Raw genomic sequence first — 23,238 nt, 5'->3', positions numbered from 1 at the left:
TTTTATATCTTTGCCTTTTATAAATTATTTATGAGCCTATTTAGATTTATCTTCAGCAAAACCTTTTTAATCCAAATAGGTTTAGCAATTGCTGCACTTGTGGTGCTAGCTTTCCTTACCATGCAGTGGTTGGAATATTCTACAAACCAAGATGAACGCATTAAAGTGCCAGATTTGGCCAAACTGTCGTTGGGTAGAGTAGAGGTGACCTTAGATGAATTGGATCTTAGATATGAAATTTTAGATTCAGCAAATTACAATCCAGATTATCCAAAATATTCTGTGATAGATCAGGTACCGCAACCTGGAAAATTTGTAAAAGAAAATAGAAAGATATACATCACCCTAAACCCATCTGGATACGGAAAAGTAATGGTTCCAGATCTTATACGAAGAACTAGGAGACAAGTAGAGCCTACGTTACGTTCTCTTGGTTTCGAAATTGGTTCTGTAACCTATAAGCCGGACATCGCTAAAGATGCAGTTCTAGAATTAAGGCATAAGGGAAAACTTGTGGAAGCAGGGGATGAACTTATGAAAACAGCCAAAATAGATTTGGTTTTAGGAGATGGATCTGGCAGCTATACTGGCGATTTAAATGAAGATGATAGCATCGAAGGAGATGGTATCGATAATGATAATGACAACAATGACGAATTCTAAATTAATAGGTCCAGAACTGGAAGATACTCAAGACGACGATCTTTACGAGCACCATAAATTTACTGCAGATAAAGGTCAGCAACCACTTAGGTAGATAAATACCTTATGAATTACATAGAGAATGCCACCAGAAGTAAAATTCAGAAAGCAGCAAAAGATGGAAATATCTATGTAAATAACGCCATTGTAAAGTCGAATTACAAGGTGAAGCCGGGAGATGTTGTACAGGTAATGTTCGAACATCCACCATATGAATTCTTGCTTACTCCAGAGGATATTCCGCTAAATATTGTTTACGAGGACGATTCTCTTATGGTCATTAACAAGGAAGCAGGAATGGTTGTGCATCCAGGCCATGGAAATTACAGTGGGACATTAATAAATGCACTTATTTTTCACATAGATAATTTGCCGAATAACAGCAGCGAGCGCCCGGGATTGGTGCACAGGATAGATAAAGATACCAGCGGATTATTGGTAATTGCCAAGACCGAAGCTGCGATGACCCACCTTTCCAAGCAGTTCTTTAAAAAGACGAGTTCTCGCGAGTATATAGCTTTGGTTTGGGGAAATGTGGAAGAAGACGAAGGCAGGATAGAAGGAAATATTGGAAGGCATCCAAAAAACAGATTACAGAACACTGTATATATGGACGATGAGGAAGAGCAGGGGAAACCTGCGGTGACTCATTACAAGGTGATCGAGCGTTTGGGATATGTAACTTTGGTTTCCTGTAAGCTGGAGACCGGAAGAACGCACCAGATAAGGGTTCATATGAAACATATTGGACACACCCTCTTCAACGATGAGCGTTATGGAGGGGAAAAAATCTTAAAAGGAACCACATTTACTAAGTATAAACAGTTTGTGGACAATTGTTTTAAAGTGCTTCCGCGTCAAGCTCTACACGCAAAGACCCTCGGGTTCACACATCCTGAAACTAAGGAATGGATGAGTTTCGATTCCGAAGTGCCTCAAGACATGCAGGAATGTATCGAGAAATGGCGTAAATACTCTTCAAATCAGAAAGATTATATAGATTCTTAGGGCGTGCCCCCAATAAAAATTGGGGTCGGGCTTTCGGCGGTCGCTTCCCGATAAAAATCGGGAGAGCTCCAACAACGCCTCAATCCCTCACGCAAACTTTTCAATTATAAGCTTCATGAATTTTTATTTAGGTTGAGACTGAAAATAGTATTAATATTTTAAGCCTATTATCTGGAATAAGAACTATCAATAGTTATATCGATAAGAAATTACACCATCCGTTTTAAACTTCTACTTAGAATGTTATTTTTGGATAGTGATCTTAACTTGTAGTTAATATGTCAGGTTAAGCGGAGTCGAAACCTCCTTTTTTAGGGAAAAGTTCTCGACTACGCTCGAACAGACAAAACGCGCTGTTCTAACTTTTTGAAAACCAATAATAAGAATCGTGCATAATTATCTACCGACATTAAAAAATAAATCTTTATGAAAATTGTTCTCTCCCCCGCTAAAAGTCTGGATTTCGAATCTGAATTGCCTACACTCGTGGCACACAGCCGCAATTTTTAGATACCGCAATTAAAATAAACAGGAAAATGTCCCGGGCGTCTAAAAAGGAGATCTCCAAATTAATGGATATCAGCGATAAGCTTGCAGATCTTAATTATACGAGATATAAAGATTTTCATGAAGAACATTCTAAAGAAAATTCCAGACCTGCGATGTATGCTTTCAATGGAGATGTATACACGGGATTAGATTCGTATTCTGTACCGGTAGAAAAATTGGATTTCATTCAGGATAGATTGAGAATTCTCTCCGGTCTTTATGGTGTTTTAAAACCATTAGACCTAATCCAGCCTTATAGATTGGAAATGGGAACCAACGTTGGACTCTATTCAAAAAAGAACCTTTACGAAATCTGGCAAAAGAAAATCACCGATTCCTTAAATAAGGAAATGGAAAAGGAGGAGCTTTTCGTAAATCTTGCGAGTAACGAATATTATAAGGCAGTAAACGAAAAGAAACTTAAAGCAAAGGTAATTACGCCTGTGTTTAAAGACTTTAAAAACGGCAAACTAAAGATCATAAGTTTCTTTGCTAAGAAGGCCAGAGGATCTATGGTTAGGTATATAGTAAATAAGGAGGTGGAAACAATTGAGGAACTTAAAGCTTTCGATTATGATGGTTATAAATTCAGCGAAAACGAATCTTCGAATGAGACGGAATTAGTATTTACAAGATAATTAATTAAAGATTTAATAATTATTAGGTCTTATTTTTAGAATATTCAAAAAGCTACCAATCTGGTAGCTTTTTTTGTTAATTCTTTCTTGTAATCAGGTTCCGCGCTTGCTGTGTACCTATTTTATTTAATAACTTTCAAGACATAGAAGTTTAAAACTCAAAAACACAACACATAGATGAAGATCAAAAAGGTTTTAGTAGCAAATAGAGGAGAAATTGCTATCAGGATTTTTCGGGCTTGTACCGAAATAGGATTAAAAACGGTGGGGATTTATACTTATGAAGATCGGTACTCTTTACACCGTTACAAAGCCGACGAATCCTATCAGATTGGAGAAGATAGCGATCCCTTAAAACCTTATTTAAACATCAAGGCAATTATTCAGGTTGCTAAAAAAGAACGATGTAGATGCTATCCATCCCGGATACGGATTTCTATCAGAAAATGCAGAATTCGCAAAACAATGTGAGGAGAACGGAATCATCTTTATTGGACCTAAAGTAAGTGTCTTACAATCTTTGGGAGATAAAGTAATGGCTAAGAAGGTAGCTGTAGAAAATAATGTTCCTATTATAAAAAGTAATACAGCGCCTCTGGATTCAATAGAAATAGCTTTAAAAGAAGCTAAGCTCATTGGATATCCGGTGATGCTGAAGGCTGCTTCTGGCGGTGGTGGACGTGGAATGCGTGTTATTAGAGATGAAGACCAACTTAAAAAAGCCTTTCCGGAATCTAAAAGAGAAGCTGGAAATGCGTTTGGAGACGATACTGTTTTTATCGAAAAATTCGTTGAGAACCCAAAGCATATAGAAATTCAGATTGTGGCAGATAACCATGGGAATATGGTGCATCTTTTTGAACGGGATTGTTCTGTACAAAGACGTTACCAAAAAGTTATAGAATTTGCTCCTTCTTTAGGCTTAAAAGACGAAACCAAAAACAAGCTTTATAAATATGCGTTAGATATCTGTAAAGCGGTTAATTATAATAATATTGGAACGGTAGAATTTCTTGTCGAGGATGAGGAGATCTATTTTATAGAAGTGAATCCGCGAATTCAGGTAGAGCATACCGTTACCGAAGTGATTACAGGAATAGATCTGGTAAAAGCTCAAATTTTTATTGCGGGAAATTACAAACTATCCGATGAGCAAATTAAAATAGCAGGCCAAGAAAACTTAAAAACCAATGGCTTTGCTTTGCAATGTAGAATTACAACAGAGGATCCACAAAATGATTTTAAACCAGATTATGGTACAATTACTACGTATAGAAGTGCTTCTGGTTTTGGAATTCGCTTAGATGCTGGGAGTATCTATCAGGGAGTGACAATTTCCCCATTTTTCGATTCTATGTTGGTAAAAGTTTCAGCCAGTAGTAGAACACTAGACGGAGCTTGTAGAAAAATGAGACGTACGTTGGCAGAATTTAGGGTGAGAGGTGTAAAAACCAATATGAGCTTCTTAGATAACATATTAGCTCACGACACTTTTAGGCAGGGGAATGTTACTGTAAACTTTATAAATAAGAATCCTGATCTTTTTGAAATTAAAGAGCCAAGAAACAGAGCGAATAAAATTGTTAGTTTTCTAGGGGATGTCACTTTAAATGGGAATCCGGATGTGAAAGTTAAAGATCCAGCTGCAAAATTCCTTATTCCAAAAGTGCCAAAATTCGATGAATTTGGGGATTATCCAAAAGGAACCAAAGATCTACTTACAGAAATGGGTCCTGAGAAATTTTCACGTTGGTTAAGGCATCAAGGGAAAGTTCAGTTTACCGATACTACCATGCGAGATGCGCACCAAAGTTTATTGGCAACCAGAATGCGGACTTATGATATGATGAAGGTTGCGGAAGGTTTTGCGAAAAATCATTCCAATATTTTCTCTATGGAAGTTTGGGGAGGCGCCACTTTCGATGTTTGTCTTCGATTTTTAAAGGAAAATCCTTGGGAGAGACTTCAATTATTAAGAAAAGCGATGCCTAATGTTTTGCTTCAAATGCTGTTAAGAGGTTCCAATGGAGTTGGCTATACTGCATATCCGGATAATTTAATTGAAAAGTTTGTAACAGAATCTTGGGAACAAGGAGTAGATGTGTTTAGAATTTTCGATTCCTTAAACTGGATGAAGTCTATAGAGCCTTGTATTAAATATGTTAGAAAAAATACGGGCGGACTTGCAGAGGCATCAATTTGTTATACGGGAGATATTTTAGATCCCAAAAGAACCAAATACACCTTAGATTATTATATTCAATTGGCAAAACAAATGGAAGATGCGGGAGCACATATCTTAGGAATTAAAGATATGGCCGGACTTTTAAAGCCATATGCTGCAGAAGAGTTAATTGGAGCATTAAAATCCAGAATCAATATTCCTATTCATTTACATACGCATGATACTTCTTCAATTCAGGCGGCTACGTATTTAAAGGCGATAGAAGCTGGCGTGGATGTGGTGGATGTTGCGCTAGGCGGGTTGTCTGGACTAACATCTCAACCAAACTTTAACTCTATTGTGGAGATGATGAAATTTGAAAGTCGTGCGAACGATTTTGATATGGATAAACTAAATGAATATTCCAATTACTGGGAAGCGGTGCGCAGTTATTATTACCCTTTTGAAAGTGGTCTAAAAGCGGGATCTGCAGCTGTCTATAAACACGAAATTCCCGGAGGACAATATTCAAACCTAAAGCCACAAGCAGAATCCTTAGGGCTTAGTAATAGATTCCATGAGATTACTAAAATGTATGCTGAGGTGAATGACCTATTTGGAGATATCGTAAAGGTTACCCCTAGCTCTAAAGTGGTTGGGGATATGCGCAATATCTTGTAAGTAACAACCTTTCTATAGACGATGTGTTGGAACAGGGAGAAAATATCTCATTTCCGGAATCTGTAAAAAGTTTCTTTAAAGGAAACCTTGGACAACCGGAAGGTGGTTTCCCGGAGAAAATTCAGAAACTGGTTTTAAAAGATGAAAAACCTTTTACTGAAAGACCGAATGCTCATTTAGAACCAATAGATTTTGATAAGGAGTTAGCAGAATTTAAAGAAACCTTTAAAGATGGAATGGGCCGTGAGTTAAATATGACCGATTTCTTGTCTTACAAATTATACCCTAAAGTTTTTACCGACGCTTACAATCACCATAAAGATCATGGAAATGTGATTTCTATTCCTACTAAGAATTTTTTCTATGGGATGGAGATAGGAGAGGAGATCATTGTGGAGATGGATAAAGGAAAAACTCTTTTAATCCAACTTATCTCTGTAGGAGAAGCAAATTCAGATGGAATGGCTACAATTTTCTTCAAAGTTAATGGACAAACCAGAGCTGTCCAAGTTCAGGACAAATCTATCAAGGTTGAAAAAGTTGTTCATCAGAAAAAAGATAAAGGAAACGATTTGGAAATTGGCGCCCCATTACAAGGTTCATTAGCATCTGTGTTAGTGAAATCAGGTCAAAAAGTGAAAAAGAACGAGCCTTTGTTTATCATTGAAGCCATGAAAATGGAAACCACAATAACCGCAAATTCTGAAGGAACTGTAGATAAAGTGATCTTACCGGAAGGCAGAATGGTTTTTGCAGATGATTTGGTGGTGATAATGAAGTAAATTATTGTATAAATATCAGTTTTTGGCTATGATATGTTATCACGTCACCCTGAATTTATTTCAGGGTCTCAATTAATGATATGTATTAATAGTATTATAAGATTCTGAAACTCCCGAAGCGTCGGGACAGAATGACGTCCTTCATTATTTTATAATATTCTCATAGATATAAAAAAAAAATGTTTCATCATACTCATCCATATAAACCCTTTATTCCTAAGAATGCAACTAAATTAATAGTAGGTACATTGCCACCGCCTAGGTTCACTTCCGGGGAACTAAAACCAGACGATGTGAATTTTTGTTACGGCAGCCGCGATGGCTTGCTTTGGCCGGTCTTGGATAAATTATTCGCCCTTAATTTGAACTATGAGAATACCGAAGCAGCAATAATTGAGCGAAAAGAATTTTTAGCGAAACGCGGAATTGGAATTTGCGATGTGGTGGAAAGTAGCCGGAGGGTTAAGATAGATGCCTCAGATCTTGGGATGCAAGAAGTTAAACTTCGAGATTTAATTGGGATTCTAAGAAAGTATAAAAATGTTGACACCTTATTATTTACAGGTGGAAACAGTAAAAATGGTCCTGAATATTTTTTTAGAAGGCATTTAAAAGAATTAGAAGAAGAAATTAAGTTAAAAGTGGTTTCTAATGAAGTTCCTAGAGTGCATCAATTTATTTTAGATGGGAGATTGATAAAAACTGTTTCTCTAACCGCACCTTCAGGTTCTGCAAATAGAGCTATTGGGAGTATGCAACTTTATAAAAGCATAAAAACAAAGAATCCTGAATTCAATACTATTGATTTCAGGATTCTTCAATATAAAGGGTATTTTTAATAAGCTTTAAACGAGGCTATTTCAGCTCTTTTTTATCTTGATCTGCCAGAGTAGAAGGTTTAGTTTTAAACTTTCCTCTTTTAGGTCTCAGTCTTCCTCTTGTTCCTAAGGCTATCTTTCCGCGTTTTGTTTTCCTATCTCCTCTCCCCATAATTACTTTTTATTTTGCTGATCTTTAATGGTTTTCTTATCGAAATCTACCTTATTTGTTTTTTGGTTTCTATCACCAGTAGGATTGGTAGGATTTGTTTGTTCTGTTTTTCTTTCAAACTTCTTTTCCATGATATTTGATTTTTAAATTCAAATAAATATAAAGCTAATCGATCACAAAAAGTACTAATGCCATGTTAGAGTATGGTTAAAGCTATCGTATTGTTTTAACGAATTCTGAAATTGTTCTTGTTCCATCCTTAGTGAGGTGTTTTATAAAAGCACTCCCAATTATAGCTCCGTTGGAATATTCAGTAGCTTCTTTAAAGCTTTGTTTGTCACTAATTCCGAAACCTACAACCTGTGGATTTTTTAATTTTAGATCATTGATTCGTTGGAAATAGGTTTTTGTGTCTTTGCTAAATCCTGAAGTAGAACCGGTCACGCTGGCACTACTTACCATATAAATAAACCCATCAGAAACCGAATCTATAAATCGAATTCGTTCTTCTGAAGTTTGTGGTGTAATTAGAAATACATTGATTAGGTTGTATTTTTCGAAAATCGCTTGATATTTTTCTGAATAAACATCCACTGGAAGATCTGGGATTATCAATCCGTCGATTCCTATTTCTTCACATTTTTTGCAGAATTCTTCCACGCCATACTGAAGCATCGGATTAAAATACCCCATAATAATCAATGGGATATTTACTGTTTTTCTGATATCTTTTAATTGCTGAAATAACTTTTCTGTGGTCATTCCATTTTTTAAGGCTTGCGTGCTGCTTTCCTGAATGGTTGGTCCATCTGCTAAAGGATCGCTAAAAGGCAGTCCAATTTCTATCATATCCACCCCGTTATTTTCTAAATCCTGAATAATAAATACGGTATCATTAATATCTGGATATCCTGCCGTAAAATATATGGAAAGAAGCTTTTTATCTTCTTGTAATTTCTTGTTTATTCGATTCATGTGTACTGTTTAAATTCTTTTATTAAGTCTTCCTTTTTTGTGATTTAGATTTCTCGTCACCCTGAATTTATTTCAGGGTCTTAATTAATTATAGTGATACAACTTGATTAAAGATTCTGAACCAAGTTCAGAATGACGTGGTTTATAAACTATAGAGATAAAAATTCTTTTAATTATGAAATATTTGCTTTCTATAAATTAAAATATTCTATATAGGTGCTCAAATCTTTGTCGCCACGACCAGAAAGATTTAATACTACGATATCATCTTTTTTAAATTTTCTATCTTCAAAAATGGCTAAAGCATGAGATGATTCAATTGCAGGAATAATTCCTTCTAGTTTGGCTAACTCTTGTCCCGCTTTCATCGCATCAGCATCTGTAATTGAAATAAATTCGGCTCTACCGGTTCTAAATAAATTAGCATGCATCGGCCCGATCCCTGGATAATCCAACCCGGCAGAAATTGAATATGGCTCGGTGATCTGTCCGTCTGGACTTTGCATTAAAAGCGTTTTACTTCCATGAATAATACCTTCTTTTCCCAAAGCAGAGGTTGCGGCACTTTCACCCGATAAAACCCCTTTTCCTGCTGCCTCTATTGCGATAATTCCCACTTCTTGATTGTCCAAATAATGATAATAAATTCCTGCTGCATTGCTTCCTCCACCCACACAGGCCACCACATAATCTGGCGCTTCTCTTCCTTCTTTTTCCAGAAGTTGAAATTTGATCTCCTCAGAAATTACACTTTGAAATCGAGCCACCATATCCGGATAAGGATGAGGTCCAACTACAGATCCTATAATATAATGGGTATCTACCGGGTTATTTATCCAATCCCGAATGGCTTCATTTGTAGCATCTTTAAGAGTTCTACTTCCAGATTTTGCAGGAACCACAGTAGCTCCGAGCATTTTCATTCTTGCAACATTTGGCGCTTGACGATCTATATCTATTTCCCCCATGTATACTATGCACTCGATTCCCATAAGAGCACAAACGGTAGCCGTGGCAACTCCATGTTGTCCTGCCCCGGTCTCTGCAATAATTCTGTTTTTACCTAATCTTTTTGCCATCAAAATCTGACCAATGGTGTTATTTACTTTGTGTGCACCGGTATGGCAAAGATCTTCACGTTTTAGATAGATCTTGGTATTGTATTTTTCACTAAGTCTGGATGCAAAATAAAGTGGAGTCGGCCTTCCCACATAATCTTTCAATAGCTCTTTAAATTCCTTCTGAAAGGATTCCTCCTGCATTATTTGAACATATTGTTGCCTTAGTTCTTCTACATTAGGATACAGCATTTCCGGGATATAAGCTCCTCCAAATTCGCCATAATAGCCATTTTCATCTGCTTGATACGTCATGATTTATATTTTTATAAGGTCTAGCCTAAATTTTCTTTAAATGATTTTAGTTGCTCCTGGTCTTTCAAGCCTGCTTCAAGTTCAAACTTGCTATTTACATCTACAGCATATAATAAATGAGACTTTTCCTCTCTTTTAAAATAGGTAATCAGTTTATTGATGTTTTCTATTTCATCAAAACCAATTCCCCCGCTTAAAATAAATGGGGTCTTAGATGAATAATCTTTTAAAACTTCCCAATTAAAAACGATGCCATTGCCGCCTTTGTTTTTACCTTTAGTATCGAATAGAAAATAATCTACTATGCCTTCATAAGGTTTAAGTTCCTTAAAATTGAAAGTTTCCTTTACAGAAAATACCTTAATAATTTCTACAGAATTGGTCTGATTCAATGCCGATCTTAATTCTTTACAATACTCAGCGGACTCTTTTCCGTGAAGCTGAATTGCTTTAAAATTATATTCCTCAACCTTCTCTAAAATAAACTCAATTTCAGCATCTACAAAAACCCCGGTTTTTTTGATCGTTGGATCAATTTCAGGAATCTCACCTGAAAAATTCCTTGGAGATCGTTCATAAAATATGAAGCCGAGATAATCGGGTTTTAAGGCTGCCACCTCAAGAATATTTTCTGGATGCTTCATGCCACATATTTTTAGTTTCAAATCCCTCATTTTAATTACTTGTTAATTCCTGAATAAATTGGGCTGCGCTTTTTCCGGGATCATCGGTCTTCATAAAATTCTCTCCAATCAAAAATCCTTGATAGCCATAATCTTTAAGATCCTTAATCGCTTCTACACTACTTATTCCACTTTCTGAAACTTTTACAAAATCACTTGGGATCTTTTCTGAAAGTTGTTTGCTGATATCTGTACTCACCTCAAAAGTCTTTAAGTTCCGATTGTTTACTCCCAACATATCCAGACTCGGCATGATAGATTTCTCCAATTCTTCCAAATTATGAACCTCCAAAAGCACATCCATTCCTAAACTTTTAGCCAATTCAGAAAAAGTTTTTATTTCATCTCGAGTCAACACCGCTGCGATTAGTAAAATCACATCGGCTCCATGCGATTTGGCTTCCAGAATCTGGTATTCATCTATAATAAACTCTTTTCTCAATAAAGGCATTTTTGCTGAAGCTCTTGCTAAAATAAGATCGTCCAAAGAACCTCCAAAATATTTCCCATCTGTTAATACAGACATTCCGCAAACACCGGCTTTTTCATATCCAGTGGCTACATCCTGTACATTGAGATCTTGATTAATCACCGATTTGGACGGAGATCTTCTTTTATGCTCTGCAATAATTCCACTAGTGCTATTTCTTAATGCAGCTGCTAAGGAATTAGTTTTGTAACCGAAAAGTGGGTAACGTTCTAAATCTTTAGCAGAAATAAGCTGCTTTTTAAGAGAAACTTCATTTCGTTTATCGGCAATTATTTTATCTAGAATATTCATGTTATTATTTTTAACTGTAAAGTATTTTAAAAGGGTAAATAATGTCATTCTGAACTTGTTTCAGAATCTAATAACATTATAAATAATTAAATTTATCTGAGACCCTGAAATAAATTCAGGGTGACGAAACAATTATTTGGTTTAAAACATATCCAATTCAACTATTTATGCAGCACTTAATTCTTGTAATTTCTTTAAAGCTTTAAAAGCTTTTCCAGAATTCAAAGATTCTTGTGCTTTTGTAAATCCTTCTTTCGGGGTACAACCTGTTGAAGTTGCAATAGCCATTCCTGCATTGGCGCAAACCACATTGTTTTGTGAAATAGTACCTTTCCCTTCTAATATATCGACAAATATTTTAGCTGAATTTTCTATTGAATTACCACCAGATATTTCTGATGCTTTTAAGGTTTCCACGCCAAAATCTGAAGGTTCTAATATCCCTTCAGACGTATTTGAAATAGTTTTGGTAGCTCCAGTTAAAGAGATCTCATCGTAACCATCCAATGCGTGTAAAATAGTGAAATTCTTATCGGTGTTCTGATAGAGATATCCATACATTCTGGCCAATTCTAAACTAAAAACCCCTACTAACTGATTCTTTGGGAATGCTGGATTTACCATAGGACCCAACATATTAAAAAAGGTTTTAACCGCCAGGGACTTTCTAATTGGAGCCACATTTTTCATAGCGGGGTGAAATAGGGGAGCGTGTAAAACACATATTCCGGCTTTATCGATACAACGCTCTAAAAAGTCTGCTTTGTTGCTGAATTTTATTCCCAAATATTCCATTACATTCGAACTTCCGCTAATAGATGAAACTCCATAATTTCCATGCTTGGAAACCTCGATTCCTGCACCGGCTGCTACAAAAGAAGAAAGGGTGGAGATATTAAAAGTGTCTTTTCCGTCACCTCCCGTTCCACAAAGATCGATAGCATTATAGTCACTAAGATCTACCGATAAACACAGATTTAGCAAGGCATCCCGAAAACCTTCCAATTCGTCTATAGTGATGCTTCGCATCATATAAACAGTTAAAAATGCAGCGATCTGACTCTCGTTGTATTCACCTCTCGAAATATTCACCAAGACTTCGCTTGCTTCCTGCTTCGAAATGGTCTCGTGATTGATTAGTCTGTTAAGTATATGTTTCATAATTATTTTCCGCTTTCTAAGATCCAGTTCTTCATGATTTGTTTTCCCATTGGTGTCAACACCGATTCCGGGTGAAACTGCACTCCTTTTACATCATACTTTCTATGACGCAAGGACATTATTTGTCCGTTTTCATCGAAAGAAGTTGCTTCTAAAGATGCCGGTAATTCATTTGCAACAACCCAAGAATGATATCTACCTACCATGATCTCTTTACCCAAATCTTTAAATAGGCTCTCATTATCTACTGCAATATTTATTTTGGTGGAAACGCCATGAAAAACAGTATCTAGATTAATCAATTTTCCGCCAAATACTTCACCAATGGCCTGTTGCCCCAAACAAACTCCTAAGATACTCTTGGTAGCTGCATATTTGGCAATGATATCTTTTAATAATCCGGCTTCATCGGGTATTCCAGGGCCCGGAGATAATAAGATCTTATCGTAATTGGCAATCATATCCATATCCACTTCATTATTACGGCATACCGTCACTTTGCAATCTAATTCTTCTAAATAATGAACCAAATTGTATACAAAGGAATCGTAATTATCTATGACTAAAATTTTTTTCATTTCTTTCTTTTTGCGTTAGGGATTGAGGTTTTGCGGAGCTCTACCGGTGCTAACCGGGAAGCGACAACCGAAAGCCCGACCCAAAGGGGAACGCCCCCATTATATTTCTTCAGCAATCTCTAGGGCTTGCGTTAATGCGCCTAACTTGTTATAGACTTCTTGTAATTCATTTTCTTCACTAGATTCAGATACAATTCCTGCTCCGGCCTGATAATGTAATTGATGGTTCTTGCTAACAAAAGACCTAATAATTATAGCGTGATTATAATTTCCGTGGAAATCCATAAAACCAATGGCGCCGCCATAGGCACTTCTATTTACGTTTTCATATTTTTCGATAAGCGACATGGCGCTATGTTTTGGTGCTCCACTAAGTGTGCCCGCAGGAAATGTGTCTGCCACAATTTGCATGGTGCCAATTTCCTTGTTTTTAGTTCCGGTTACCTTGCTTACCAAATGAATAACATGAGAGAAAAACTGAACTTCTCTATATTTCTCCACTTTTACATTCGTGCTATGCCGGCTTAGATCGTTTCTGGCAAGGTCAACAAGCATCACGTGTTCGGCATTTTCTTTATCGTCTTCAGAAAGCTTTTTAGCTAATGCTGCGTCTTGTTCGTCATTTCCGGTACGTTTAAAAGTTCCAGCTATAGGATGGATCTCTGCTTTACCGTTGGAAACTACTAATTGTGCCTCCGGAGAACTGCCGAAAATCTTGAAATCTCCATAATCGAAATAGAACAAATAAGGAGAGGGGTTAATACTTCTTAAGGCACGATACACATTAAATTCGTCTCCCTTAAAACTTTGAGAAAATCTTCGGGATAAGACTAGTTGAAAAACATCTCCGCGCTGACAATGTTTTTTACCCAATGCTACATTTTCCTTAAATTCAGAATCGCTTAAATTTGAAATCGCAGCATTTTCTCTTCTAAAATTATAAGTCGCGAAATTCTTTACTTTAATCAGCTGTTCAATTTCTTCTAGCTTGTTTTCAGAATTAAAATTGTGATCAAAAATATAGGCTTCATTATTAAAATGATTAATCGCAATGATATTTTGATACACCGCGTAGTAAACTTCCGGAATTTCAAGATCTCCTTTCTTTTTCGTGATTTGAATATCTTCGAAATACTGAACTCCATCGTAGCCTGTGTATCCGAACAATCCGTTATTTATAAATTTGAAATTAGAATTCTCTGTTTTAAATAAGGAGGAGAAATTTTGAATTGCTTCTGAAACCTTAATTTCTGGAGTTATGGCTGAATTTTTTTTTGAAGCATCTGGATATAGTTCCTGAATTTCTCCATTTTTTATTTTGATGGAGGCGATGGGGTTGCAACAGATATAGGAAAAACTATTATCGTTTGCGTGATAATCACTACTCTCCAGCAATAAACTATTAGGATATTTATCTCGAATTTTAAGATAGACACTCACTGGAGTAATCGTATCTGCAAGTAATTTTTTATAAGTAGTTTTTAAAGTATACATGTTATTGTTTCAGAAAAAATTAAACAAAAAAAAGGCTTGTCGTGAGACAAGCCTTGTATATGAAAATACTATAGCAGTGTTACTTCACGACGTTTTGACGTAAGTTACTCCACCACCAAGTATGTACTGTATTAATTTTCATTGGGTCAAATATAAGTATGAAAGTTGAATTGACAAAGGTTTTTTCAAACTGAAATACTAAATATCTTAACTATAGGCTATTAAAACTTTAAATTCACTTCCAGATCAAAATTATCATAGATCGTTTTGTCTCCAAGATTATCAAAGAAACTTCCAGAACCGTACTTTACATCGTATTTAGATCTATCTATTGTTAGTTTTGCATTCGCAGAATCTTCCTTCATTTTTAGATCGAAAGTCACTGGTTTTGTAATGTTTTTGATGGTTAAGTTACCAACAGCGCCATACGAACCATTTCCTTTTTCAGCAATACTAGTAATTACCAATTTTGAAGTAGGGAATTTTTCAACTCCAAAAAAGTCTTCAGACTTTAAATGGCCTTCTAATTTTTGCTTGCTTTCTCCTGAAAGATCGGTGTTGGAGATACTCGTCATGTCCATCACAAATTCACCACCAATCAATTTTTCGTCTTCCATGCTTAAAAATCCACTTTTCAAGTTAATCGTACCGGTATGAGATCCAGTCACTTTTTCCCCTGTCCAGGTTACTTTACTTTCTGTAATATTGATCTCTTTTTTTACACTTGTAAATGCTACTGTTGTAAGTACAATTACCGAAGCTGCTAAGCCTTTTAAAACATTCTTTTTCATAACAATCATTTTTTAGTTTATATAGTATTAATTAAATCATTCTTGCTTTTTCTAACCTTTGCGGCAAACTGCGTTTGATCGTCCTCGCTTCTATAACCAATAGTAGCAATTACTGCTGTAGTAAGCCCTTTCTCTTTTAAGTTTAAAAGTTCGTCATATTTGGTGGCATCGAAACCTTCCATTGGACATGTGTCTATTTTTAAATTAGCTGCAGCAGATAGTAAATTACCTAAGGCGATATATGCTTGTTTTGCAGCCCAAAGACTTTGGTCTTCTGCATCAAGTTTCAGAATAGTAGATTCCAACATTCCTTTTAAACCGTCTAAATCTTCTAATTTTAATGAGCGAGTGCTTGCAATGTCATTTAAATATGAATCCACATAAGCTGATGTAATTTGTGTTTTATTAGCAAATACAATAACTTCTGAAGCATCTGTAATTTGGGTTTGATTCCAAGAGTGTGCCTTTAATTCTTCTCTTAAAGCAGCATCCTTAATTACTATAACTTCATAAGGTTGTAATCCGTATGATGAAGCAGTAAGCTGGATAGCTTCTAATAGTTTTTCTAGATCTTCTGACGAAACTTCTTTATTTGCATCAAATTTTTTGGTGGCATAACGCCAGTTTAAGTCTTCAATATATGTACTCATAGTTTTTATTTTAATAGTTTTTGTAATGTTTCTGATAAAAGTTTAATTTCTGAAGAGCTCAAATTTTCTGTAATTTCTTCCTCAGTTGTGTTTATGATAGGGTCGAGTTTAGAAAGTATATCTAATCCTTTTTTAGTTATGGTTATTTCTACTTTTCTTCTATTCTTCTCGCAAACTATTCGGGAAACAAGGTCTTTAGCGATAAGCTTATCTACAATTCTTGTTGTATTACTCATTTTACTTACCATTCTTTCCTGAATGGTGGATAAGTTGGCTGGTTTACCTTTTTGTCCTCGAAGGATTCTTAACACATTGAACTGGGGAATACTTAGATCGAAAGGTTTTAAAGCTTCGGCGACCTTATCATTTATTAAATTATTTGAAAGTAGAATACTGAGAATTAGTTTCCTGGTGGCAGGTAATTCGAATTCTGATTTTATGATCGTCTCTATTTTCATTTGTTTGAACAATATTTGTATATACAAATGTAATTTTAATATTGAATTCAAATTAATATTTTCTGTTAAATATTTTCTAAATGAAAAAGGGTTGCATATTAATTTTAATAAAGAGAGATAATATGCGTTTAATAAATATCACCAGTTAAAATTATCGAGTGTTGTACTTAATCAGTAATTTGGTTTACATTATATTTACATTTCAATTGATTATTAGTTCAGCATAAAAATTATACATATGAAAAACCTTACACAAGAACAGTGGTCCAAAGAAGTTAGCGAGAATAAAGACGCAGTAATTTTAGATGTGCGTACAGAAGAAGAATTTATTGAAGGCTATATTCCAAATGCAAAAAATATAGATATATATAAAGGTCAAGGATTTCTTGATGAAGTTGAAAAACTTGATAAATCTAAAGATTACTATGTGTACTGTAGGTCTGGTGCTAGAAGTGCCCAAGCATGTGCACTGATGAAACAACAAGGTTTTGAAAACGCTTCCAATCTTATGGGAGGAATTACTGATTGGGAAGGTGAAATCCAAAAATAATCTACTATATGAGAGTTTATCTATTTTTAGTAATTATTATTTTTATTATACAAGGCTGCGAGCAGTCCAAAGCGAAGGAAATACAAATAATTACTACAGATGAGGTGAAAACTCATAGTAAATATGGCTCCGATCTAAAAAATGAGATTAAATCTAAAGATGACTTTAAAAAATCACATTTGGTTAGTGCAGAAAGCATTATAACTAATGAAGGATCTTTAGAAAGCATAAATAGTTTGGATAAAGATTCCCCTATTGCTATTTATTTTACTTCTGAAAACAAAACTCAGGAGGCTGCCATGATTTTAAAAAGACTTGGATTTCGGCAAATTTATATTTTGGATGGGGGAATTAAGAAATGGTCAGGTGATATGAATGTAATTAAGTAGAATATAAAATATTTCTTTTTTTAAGGGTTGTCCTAGTATTGAATATAAAATTTTCGATATTTGGGACAACCTTTTATTTTTACATAACTTTAAGAATTATATAATTTTTTTATTTTTGAAGCGTTTATCAAAAGAAACAAGTTTGTAATATCTATTAAAACAATATATTTACCAACAATAGCCACTCATTGGATTAACCACTTTCATATGAATAAATTAGTTATCGCCCTCCTTATTAGCTTAACTAGCTTTTCTTTTTCACAAATGAATGCTCAACAATTTCAAGTAGGTTTGAAAGGTGGGATTAATAAGACATTAGGTGGTCAAATTACGGGTATAGATTCAGGACTACCTTCTCAATATACAAGCGATACTTTTGAGGCTGAAGGAGAAATTGGGTTTCATGGTGGAGGATGGGTACAAGTGAATTTCGGAAAATTTTTTGTTAGACCAGAAATGGTTTATTCCAAGTTAGAGTCAAGATTTGATTTTCCTCAAGGACCAACTTTATTTGAAGTGGAAGAATTCAGTGTTCCTCTTCTAATTGGGTTTAATATTTATGGGCCCTTGGATGTTTATGGCGGAGTAGCTTATAAAAATATAATTTCATCTACTATAGAAAGAATTGAACCTACAGATAACCCAGCGGAGGTTACCATTCAGAACACTCCAGCTTCTGCTCAATTTGGAGTGAAAGCTCAATTTGGATTTATAGGTGTAGATGTGCGTTACGATTATAATTTATCTTCGGCGGATCCTTATGTAGTAGATTTTCAATCTGATGATGCTCTTTTCGCAGAGCCCACAGTAAATAGAGCTACATTAGATGATCTTCGATTAGATCAATTAATTGTTAGTTTAACTTTAAAATTATGGGATTCTGAAAATAAAGGAAAGAGACGTAGAAAAGGTGGAAACTGTTATTTTTAAAAAGAAAAAAATAAATAATAAAAAAGGAGCAAATATAGTTTGCTCCTTTTTCGTTTTAACAGTTTTTATATTTATCATTTAAGCCAATCCCCGCTAATATCATCGGGGTTATTTTTTTGATTCTAGTTGCTTTTGTAGCTTCTCTTTTCGCTTCAATAATATATAGAGAATATTCTCTTTGTTTTCCGGGTGTAAGTGAACCAAAGGCCTTATTCAGTTCAGCATCAGATTTTAAAACTTTTCTTAATTCATCTGGGATTTCAACCTTTTTGGGTGCAACTAACTTTACGGTCTTTCCTTGTTTATGCAGCTCAATAGTTTCTTCAACATATTTTTTTTAAAAGCTTCAAATCTATCTTGGAAGTTTCATCCAATTTAATTTGTCGCATCGCCTGAGTTTTTCCTTCCTGTGCGTTTACAAGTAATTCTGTATTTTTTTGAAGTAATGCTCCCTGAAAAAACCATAATCCAAAATGATTTTTAAATGCGCTAATCCCAACTAAATTCTTGCCGTCTTTTGTGTATACAGGAGCACCCCATTTAATAGTCTCAGATAGGTTCGTAGAAAGTAATAACTGCCTTAGTTGAAGTAATTGATTCTTCCATTTAGGATGTGCATCTATATATTGATCTACATTTTCAGATTTAGCCATAATTTGTTATTTATGTTTTTCTGAAGTCAATTCTGCAATCTTTATAATAACTTCTGTTGCTCTTTGCATACTTTCTACTGGAACATACTCATATCTCCCATGGAAATTGTGCCCTCCTGCAAAAATATTTGGACAGGGTAATCCCATGAAACTTAATTGGGAGCCATCTGTTCCTCCTCTAATTGGTTTTATTAGCGGAGTAATATTTAATTGTTTCATAGCTTCTTCGGCAAGATCTACAATGTGCATTATTGGTTCCACTTTTTCTCGCATGTTAAAATATTGATCTTTAATCTCGATACTTATTGCTTCTCGCTCATGTTGCGAATTAATTTCTAGAGCAAGATTGCTTATCATTTCCTTTCTAGCTTCAAAATGATCTTTATCGTGATCTCTAATGATATATTTTAGAGTCGTTTCTTCTACATCACCATCAATATCGGTTAAATGAAAAAAACCTTGTCTATCCTCGGTATGCTCAGGAGTTTCTAGTCTGGGAAGAGAATTAATAAAATCCTGGGCGATATACATACTGTTTATCATTTTATCCTTTGCATATCCGGGATGAACGATTTTTCCTTTAATTTTTATAACTGCCTCGGCAGCATTAAAATTTTCATATTCCAGCTCGCCAATTTGGCTGCCATCCATCGTATAGGCCCATTCAGCTCCAAACTTTTTCACATCAAATTTATGAGCTCCTCTACCTATTTCTTCGTCCGGAGTAAAGCCTACACGAATTTTTCCATGGGGAATTTGAGGGTTATTAATTAAATATTCCATGGCGGATACTATTTCTGTGATCCCGGCCTTATCATCTGCACCTAGCAAGGTAGTTCCATCTGTTGTAATTAAGGTTTGTCCTTTATATTGCAATAGATCTTCAAAATATTCGGGAGATAAAATAATATCCTGCTCTTTATTTAAGATAATATCGTTTCCATCGTAATCTTCTATTATTTGTGGTTTCACGTTTGTTCCTGTGAAATCTGGAGAAGTATCAAAATGTGATATAAATCCTACAACAGGAACCTTATGGGCAACATTAGACGGTAAAGTAGCCATAATATAGGCGTTCTCATCAATTTCCACTTCCTCCATACCTATTTTTTTAAGCTCTACCGCAAGTCTATTAGCCAAATCCCACTGCTTTTCTGTGCTGGGAGTTTTATTACTGTCTGGATCACTTTGGGTGTCTATAGTTACATAACTAATAAACCTATCTATAATGTTTTTCTTTGAAATCATTTAAAATATATAAGTATTAATAATAATTTATGTTAATAAGCCATTGATAAGTTAGCTTCTGATAATCATTGCTTTATGGGTATGACGCCAAATTTTGACTATCTTTAGTAAAACCAAAAATATAAACTTATGAAGAATTTTTACGTAATGTTTTGTTTGTTTTTTGTTGGTTGGGCAATTCAAGCTCAAACTCAAGAAATATCAGGAACGGTTGTAGACGATCAATCGCAACCATTAGGTGGTGTATCTGTCGCCATAGAAGGTACTAATAAAGGAACAATCACAGATTTTGATGGGAAATTTAATATTGAAGCAGAAATGGGGCAAACCTTGGTTTTTTCCTTTGTAGGCTTTGATACCAAAAGGATGGAAATTCAAAGTGCGGTTATGAATGTAACTTTGGTCTCTGGATTAGCCTTAAGCGAGGTAATGCTTGTGGGATCCCGTAACCCTAGTAGAACTGTAGTAGAATCGACTGTTCCAATAGATGTGCTAAATATAAAGGAACTTGCTACAGCAGTGCCACAAGTTAATTTAAATCAGATGTTGAATTATGTTGCGCCTTCCTTTACTTCTAATACTCAAACAATTTCAGACGGAACAGATCATATAGATCCGGCCTCACTAAGAGGTCTCGGGCCAGACCAAGTTCTTGTGCTTATCAATGGAAAAAGAAGACATAATTCTTCCCTAGTGAACGTGAATGGAACCTTTGGTAGAGGTAGTGTAGGAACCGATTTAAATGCAATTCCTGCAGCTGCAATACAGAGGATAGAAGTTTTAAGAGATGGTGCGGCTGCTCAATATGGATCTGACGCTATTGCAGGGGTAATAAATATTGTATTAAATAAGAATATAAATGAATTGAATCTTTCTGTAACAACCGGAGCAAACTTTTCAGAAAATGCGAATGAACAAACCGGAGGAGTAGATGGGGAAACGGTAAATGTAGCTGCTAGTTATGGAATACCACTTGGCGAAAGTGGAGGTTTCATTAATTTTTCCGGGGATTTCGATTTTAGAGAAGATTATAGTCGAATGAAAGAATGGGAAGGCGATATATTTAATGCTTATAATTCCGTAGAAAATGTTGCAGCCAATTCTGGAGCGGATATTACAAATCTAACAGACGCTCAAATTCAACAATTTGCTCAAGGTGTGTCTTATTTTAGTCAGCAATTAAAGGATGATATTAATGCCGCGCCAGATCGAGCGACTTTGCAAGATCTTTTGAATTTTGATGTTACAGAAGATGAGTTGAATGCTCGCGGGCAGGTAAGGAGCGATTATAATATGAGAGTTGGACAATCTGCGCTTAGAGGTGGAAGATTTTTTGCTAATTTCTCATTGCCTTTGGATGAGAATGGAACCGAGCTTTATTCCTTTGCCGGGATTAGTTCAAGAAGAGGAAATTCTGCAGGTTTCTATAGATTACCGAATCAAAACAGAACATATACTCCTATATATATAAATGGATTTTTGCCGGAGATCAATTCCAAGATCAACGATAAATCTATTGCTGCAGGAATAAAAGGTAAAATTGGAGATTGGGATGTAGATTTCAGCAATACGTGGGGGAGAAATGAGTTTTTATATCTTATTTCTAATACTTCCAACGCTTCTCTTAAACAAGCGAGTCCAACTACATTTGATGCCGGAGGGTTTTCTTTTGCTCAAAACACAACGAATTTGGATATTTCTAATTTTTATGAAGACCTATTTTCTGGTTTAAACGTTGCTTTTGGAGCCGAATATAGATTAGAAAATTATGAAATTGTTGCAGGAGAAAGGGCTTCCTACGAGCAGTACACAGAAAATGGTACACCAATAACCTTAGCATCGCAATCACCTTCAACCGACTTTTTTGGTCGTGGAAGACCCGGAGGATCTCAGGTGTTTCCTGGATTTAGTCCTAAAAACGAATTATCTCGAGAGCGAAGCAGTATCGCAGGATATTTTGATATTGAAGCAGATCTTACAGAACAATTCTTACTAACCTTTGCAACTCGATTTGAAGATTATTCAGATTTTGGTTCTACAATTAATTTCAAACTGTCTTCAAGATATAAACTGACAGATAATATAAATATTAGAGGAGCTGCCAATACCGGGTTTAGAGCGCCCTCTTTACATCAATTAAATTTTAATTCTACTTCTACTATTTTCGATAACGCCGGTAATCCACAAGAAGTAGGAACATTTTCTAATGATAGTCGTGCCGCAAATTTATTAGGGATTCCTCAGTTAAAAGAAGAGACCTCTAAAAGTTTAAGTGTTGGATTTACTGCGCAAATTCCAGATGCCAACCTATCTTTAACGGTTGATGGATATTTTGTACAGATTGACGATAGAGTAGTATACACGGGCCAATTTCAAGGTCCTGGAACGGGTACGGAATTAGATATTTTATTATCTCAAGCCAATGCAACTGCAGCATCCTTCTTTGCAAATGCAATAGATACAGAATCCAAAGGTGTGGATTTAGTGCTGACTCATAACGCCACTTTTAATAACGGATTCAGATTGAAATCTGATCTTGCTGCTACTTTATCTAAAACCAAACAAGTTGGTGGTATTAAAGCCTCTCCTCAATTAGAGCGCGCTGGATTAGTTGGTACATATTTCCCGGAGGATAGTAGAGTGTATTTAGAAGAGGCCGTGCCAAGAACGAAAGTGAATCTTACAAACAGCCTTACAGCTGGAAACTTCAACGTGTTCTTGAGGAATGTATTTTTTGGAGAAGTTACAGAGGCAACTACAGTTGTAGAGAACCAACAAGTATTTGGATCTAAGATCGTGACAGATCTTTCTCTTGGATATAAAGCTTCGGAATCTCTTACGCTGACGGTAGGTGCAAATAATTTATTAGATGTATATCCGGACAGAGCAAAAGAAGAATTTGGCAATAGGAGTAGTGGAAGGTTCGATTGGTCTAGAAGGGCACAACAATTTGGAATTGGAGGAAGATTCCTTTTTGCGAGAGTAGCATTTACGCTGAAATAAAAAACTC

The 23,238-nt window shown here is 35.4% G+C and carries 21 protein-coding genes and 3 pseudogenes; 9 read left to right on the top strand and 15 right to left on the bottom strand.

What is annotated here, in order from left to right; all coding sequences use genetic code 11:
• The first annotated feature begins 30 nt into the window (after positions 1–30).
• From ON07_RS05180 to ON07_RS05160, 5 genes and pseudogenes are all read left to right on the top strand, one after another.
• Positions 31–663, top strand: coding sequence for a PASTA domain-containing protein (locus ON07_RS05180; RefSeq protein ID WP_010228768.1), 633 nt, complete (start codon positions 31–33; stop codon positions 661–663).
• A pseudogene (locus ON07_RS14610) lies at positions 650–1,710 on the top strand (RluA family pseudouridine synthase). The gene ON07_RS05180 and the pseudogene ON07_RS14610 overlap by 14 nt, the downstream one beginning before the upstream one ends.
• A gap of 426 nt (positions 1,711–2,136) precedes the next feature.
• Positions 2,137–2,897: pseudogene (gene yaaA, locus ON07_RS14605) on the top strand (peroxide stress protein YaaA).
• 177 nt (positions 2,898–3,074) lie between these two features.
• A pseudogene (locus tag ON07_RS14600) lies at positions 3,075–6,524 on the top strand (pyruvate carboxylase).
• A gap of 179 nt (positions 6,525–6,703) precedes the next feature.
• Positions 6,704–7,363, top strand: coding sequence for a uracil-DNA glycosylase family protein (locus ON07_RS05160; RefSeq protein WP_010228762.1), 660 nt, complete (start codon positions 6,704–6,706; stop codon positions 7,361–7,363).
• Between the two features lie 16 nt (positions 7,364–7,379).
• On the opposite strand, the gene ON07_RS16165 is transcribed toward ON07_RS05160, so the two are convergent.
• From ON07_RS16165 to ON07_RS05110, 12 genes are all read right to left on the bottom strand, one after another.
• Positions 7,380–7,514, bottom strand: coding sequence for a 30S ribosomal protein THX (locus ON07_RS16165; protein WP_010228760.1), 135 nt, complete (start codon positions 7,512–7,514; stop codon positions 7,380–7,382).
• A 2-nt stretch (positions 7,515–7,516) separates the two neighbouring features.
• Positions 7,517–7,645: a hypothetical protein gene (locus tag ON07_RS17410; RefSeq protein WP_010228758.1), complete on the bottom strand. Its 129-nt coding sequence runs from the start codon at positions 7,643–7,645 to the stop codon at positions 7,517–7,519.
• An 82-nt stretch (positions 7,646–7,727) separates the two neighbouring features.
• Positions 7,728–8,489, bottom strand: coding sequence for a tryptophan synthase subunit alpha (trpA, locus tag ON07_RS05155; protein ID WP_010228756.1), 762 nt, complete (start codon positions 8,487–8,489; stop codon positions 7,728–7,730).
• A 191-nt stretch (positions 8,490–8,680) separates the two neighbouring features.
• Positions 8,681–9,862, bottom strand: coding sequence for a tryptophan synthase subunit beta (trpB, locus tag ON07_RS05150; RefSeq protein WP_010228753.1), 1,182 nt, complete (start codon positions 9,860–9,862; stop codon positions 8,681–8,683).
• Between the two features lie 20 nt (positions 9,863–9,882).
• Complete coding sequence (locus tag ON07_RS05145; protein WP_010228751.1) at positions 9,883–10,506, bottom strand: phosphoribosylanthranilate isomerase; 624 nt, start codon at positions 10,504–10,506, stop codon at positions 9,883–9,885.
• Between the two features lie 31 nt (positions 10,507–10,537).
• Positions 10,538–11,326, bottom strand: a complete 789-nt coding sequence (gene trpC / locus ON07_RS05140; protein ID WP_010228750.1) for an indole-3-glycerol phosphate synthase TrpC — start codon at positions 11,324–11,326, stop codon at positions 10,538–10,540.
• Between the two features lie 165 nt (positions 11,327–11,491).
• Positions 11,492–12,487, bottom strand: coding sequence for an anthranilate phosphoribosyltransferase (trpD, locus tag ON07_RS05135; RefSeq protein ID WP_010228748.1), 996 nt, complete (start codon positions 12,485–12,487; stop codon positions 11,492–11,494).
• Positions 12,488–12,489: 2 nt separating this feature from the next.
• The gene (locus ON07_RS05130; RefSeq protein WP_010228747.1) at positions 12,490–13,065 is read right to left on the bottom strand and encodes an anthranilate synthase component II; all 576 of its coding nucleotides are present in this window, start codon (positions 13,063–13,065) and stop codon (positions 12,490–12,492) included.
• 99 nt (positions 13,066–13,164) lie between these two features.
• A complete protein-coding gene (locus tag ON07_RS05125; RefSeq protein ID WP_010228744.1) occupies positions 13,165–14,559 on the bottom strand; it encodes an anthranilate synthase component I family protein in 1,395 nt (464 codons plus the stop codon).
• A gap of 221 nt (positions 14,560–14,780) precedes the next feature.
• Positions 14,781–15,350, bottom strand: coding sequence for a YceI family protein (locus tag ON07_RS05120; RefSeq protein WP_029331513.1), 570 nt, complete (start codon positions 15,348–15,350; stop codon positions 14,781–14,783).
• Between the two features lie 17 nt (positions 15,351–15,367).
• Complete coding sequence (locus tag ON07_RS05115; RefSeq protein ID WP_010228740.1) at positions 15,368–16,000, bottom strand: NAD(P)H-dependent oxidoreductase; 633 nt, start codon at positions 15,998–16,000, stop codon at positions 15,368–15,370.
• 5 nt (positions 16,001–16,005) lie between these two features.
• The gene (locus tag ON07_RS05110) at positions 16,006–16,458 is read right to left on the bottom strand and encodes a MarR family winged helix-turn-helix transcriptional regulator (protein WP_010228738.1); all 453 of its coding nucleotides are present in this window, start codon (positions 16,456–16,458) and stop codon (positions 16,006–16,008) included.
• 238 nt (positions 16,459–16,696) lie between these two features.
• On the opposite strand from ON07_RS05110, the gene ON07_RS05105 reads away from it, so the two are divergent.
• From ON07_RS05105 to ON07_RS05095, 3 genes are all read left to right on the top strand, one after another.
• Positions 16,697–17,008 (top strand): rhodanese-like domain-containing protein, encoded by a 312-nt coding sequence (locus ON07_RS05105; RefSeq protein ID WP_010228736.1) that lies wholly within the window; start codon positions 16,697–16,699, stop codon positions 17,006–17,008.
• Between the two features lie 8 nt (positions 17,009–17,016).
• Entirely contained in the window at positions 17,017–17,397 is a 381-nt protein-coding gene (locus ON07_RS05100; RefSeq protein WP_010228734.1) for a rhodanese-like domain-containing protein, read from the top strand.
• A 207-nt stretch (positions 17,398–17,604) separates the two neighbouring features.
• Positions 17,605–18,327 (top strand): outer membrane beta-barrel protein, encoded by a 723-nt coding sequence (locus ON07_RS05095; RefSeq protein WP_010228731.1) that lies wholly within the window; start codon positions 17,605–17,607, stop codon positions 18,325–18,327.
• A gap of 55 nt (positions 18,328–18,382) precedes the next feature.
• On the opposite strand, the gene ON07_RS17690 is transcribed toward ON07_RS05095, so the two are convergent.
• The 3 genes from ON07_RS17690 to pepT all read right to left on the bottom strand — a co-directional run bounded on the left by ON07_RS17690 (position 18,383) and on the right by pepT (position 20,228).
• The gene (locus ON07_RS17690) at positions 18,383–18,544 is read right to left on the bottom strand and encodes a YdeI/OmpD-associated family protein (protein ID WP_316928096.1); all 162 of its coding nucleotides are present in this window, start codon (positions 18,542–18,544) and stop codon (positions 18,383–18,385) included.
• A gap of 106 nt (positions 18,545–18,650) precedes the next feature.
• Positions 18,651–18,980, bottom strand: coding sequence for a DUF1801 domain-containing protein (locus tag ON07_RS17685; protein WP_010228729.1), 330 nt, complete (start codon positions 18,978–18,980; stop codon positions 18,651–18,653).
• Positions 18,981–18,986: 6 nt separating this feature from the next.
• Positions 18,987–20,228: a peptidase T gene (gene pepT, locus ON07_RS05085; RefSeq protein WP_010228727.1), complete on the bottom strand. Its 1,242-nt coding sequence runs from the start codon at positions 20,226–20,228 to the stop codon at positions 18,987–18,989.
• Positions 20,229–20,357: 129 nt separating this feature from the next.
• Between pepT and ON07_RS05080 the strand changes: the two genes are divergently transcribed.
• The gene (locus ON07_RS05080; RefSeq protein WP_010228725.1) at positions 20,358–23,231 is read left to right on the top strand and encodes a TonB-dependent receptor; all 2,874 of its coding nucleotides are present in this window, start codon (positions 20,358–20,360) and stop codon (positions 23,229–23,231) included.
• Positions 23,232–23,238 lie beyond the last annotated feature (7 nt).

The organism is Gillisia marina, from assembly GCF_000258765.1.
In the GTDB taxonomy this organism is placed as follows: Bacteria; Bacteroidota; Bacteroidia; order Flavobacteriales; family Flavobacteriaceae; genus Gillisia; species Gillisia marina.
The sequence above is the reverse complement of the archived record's forward strand: the minus strand, read 5'-3'. Positions and strand labels throughout refer to the sequence as shown.

Bases quoted from the DNA above. Each gene is read 5' to 3' on its own strand.
- ON07_RS17685 (WP_010228729.1), bottom strand. From the start codon at position 18,980: ATGGCTAAATCTGAAAATGTAGATCAATATATAGATGCACATCCTAAA.
- ON07_RS05145 (WP_010228751.1), bottom strand. From the start codon at position 10,506: ATGAAGCATCCAGAAAATATTCTTGAGGTGGCAGCCTTAAAACCCGAT.
- trpB (WP_010228753.1), bottom strand. From the start codon at position 9,862: ATGACGTATCAAGCAGATGAAAATGGCTATTATGGCGAATTTGGAGGA.
- ON07_RS05095 (WP_010228731.1), top strand. From the start codon at position 17,605: ATGAATAAATTAGTTATCGCCCTCCTTATTAGCTTAACTAGCTTTTCT.
- trpD (WP_010228748.1), bottom strand. From the start codon at position 12,487: ATGAAACATATACTTAACAGACTAATCAATCACGAGACCATTTCGAAG.
- ON07_RS05110 (WP_010228738.1), bottom strand. From the start codon at position 16,458: ATGAAAATAGAGACGATCATAAAATCAGAATTCGAATTACCTGCCACC.
- ON07_RS05125 (WP_010228744.1), bottom strand. From the start codon at position 14,559: ATGTATACTTTAAAAACTACTTATAAAAAATTACTTGCAGATACGATT.
- ON07_RS05180 (WP_010228768.1), top strand. From the start codon at position 31: ATGAGCCTATTTAGATTTATCTTCAGCAAAACCTTTTTAATCCAAATA.
- ON07_RS05160 (WP_010228762.1), top strand. From the start codon at position 6,704: ATGTTTCATCATACTCATCCATATAAACCCTTTATTCCTAAGAATGCA.
- trpA (WP_010228756.1), bottom strand. From the start codon at position 8,489: ATGAATCGAATAAACAAGAAATTACAAGAAGATAAAAAGCTTCTTTCC.
- ON07_RS05115 (WP_010228740.1), bottom strand. From the start codon at position 16,000: ATGAGTACATATATTGAAGACTTAAACTGGCGTTATGCCACCAAAAAA.
- ON07_RS05100 (WP_010228734.1), top strand. From the start codon at position 17,017: ATGAGAGTTTATCTATTTTTAGTAATTATTATTTTTATTATACAAGGC.
- ON07_RS16165 (WP_010228760.1), bottom strand. From the start codon at position 7,514: ATGGGGAGAGGAGATAGGAAAACAAAACGCGGAAAGATAGCCTTAGGA.
- trpC (WP_010228750.1), bottom strand. From the start codon at position 11,326: ATGAATATTCTAGATAAAATAATTGCCGATAAACGAAATGAAGTTTCT.
- ON07_RS05120 (WP_029331513.1), bottom strand. From the start codon at position 15,350: ATGAAAAAGAATGTTTTAAAAGGCTTAGCAGCTTCGGTAATTGTACTT.
- pepT (WP_010228727.1), bottom strand. From the start codon at position 20,228: ATGATTTCAAAGAAAAACATTATAGATAGGTTTATTAGTTATGTAACT.
- ON07_RS05105 (WP_010228736.1), top strand. From the start codon at position 16,697: ATGAAAAACCTTACACAAGAACAGTGGTCCAAAGAAGTTAGCGAGAAT.
- ON07_RS05080 (WP_010228725.1), top strand. From the start codon at position 20,358: ATGAAGAATTTTTACGTAATGTTTTGTTTGTTTTTTGTTGGTTGGGCA.
- ON07_RS17410 (WP_010228758.1), bottom strand. From the start codon at position 7,645: ATGGAAAAGAAGTTTGAAAGAAAAACAGAACAAACAAATCCTACCAAT.
- ON07_RS05130 (WP_010228747.1), bottom strand. From the start codon at position 13,065: ATGAAAAAAATTTTAGTCATAGATAATTACGATTCCTTTGTATACAAT.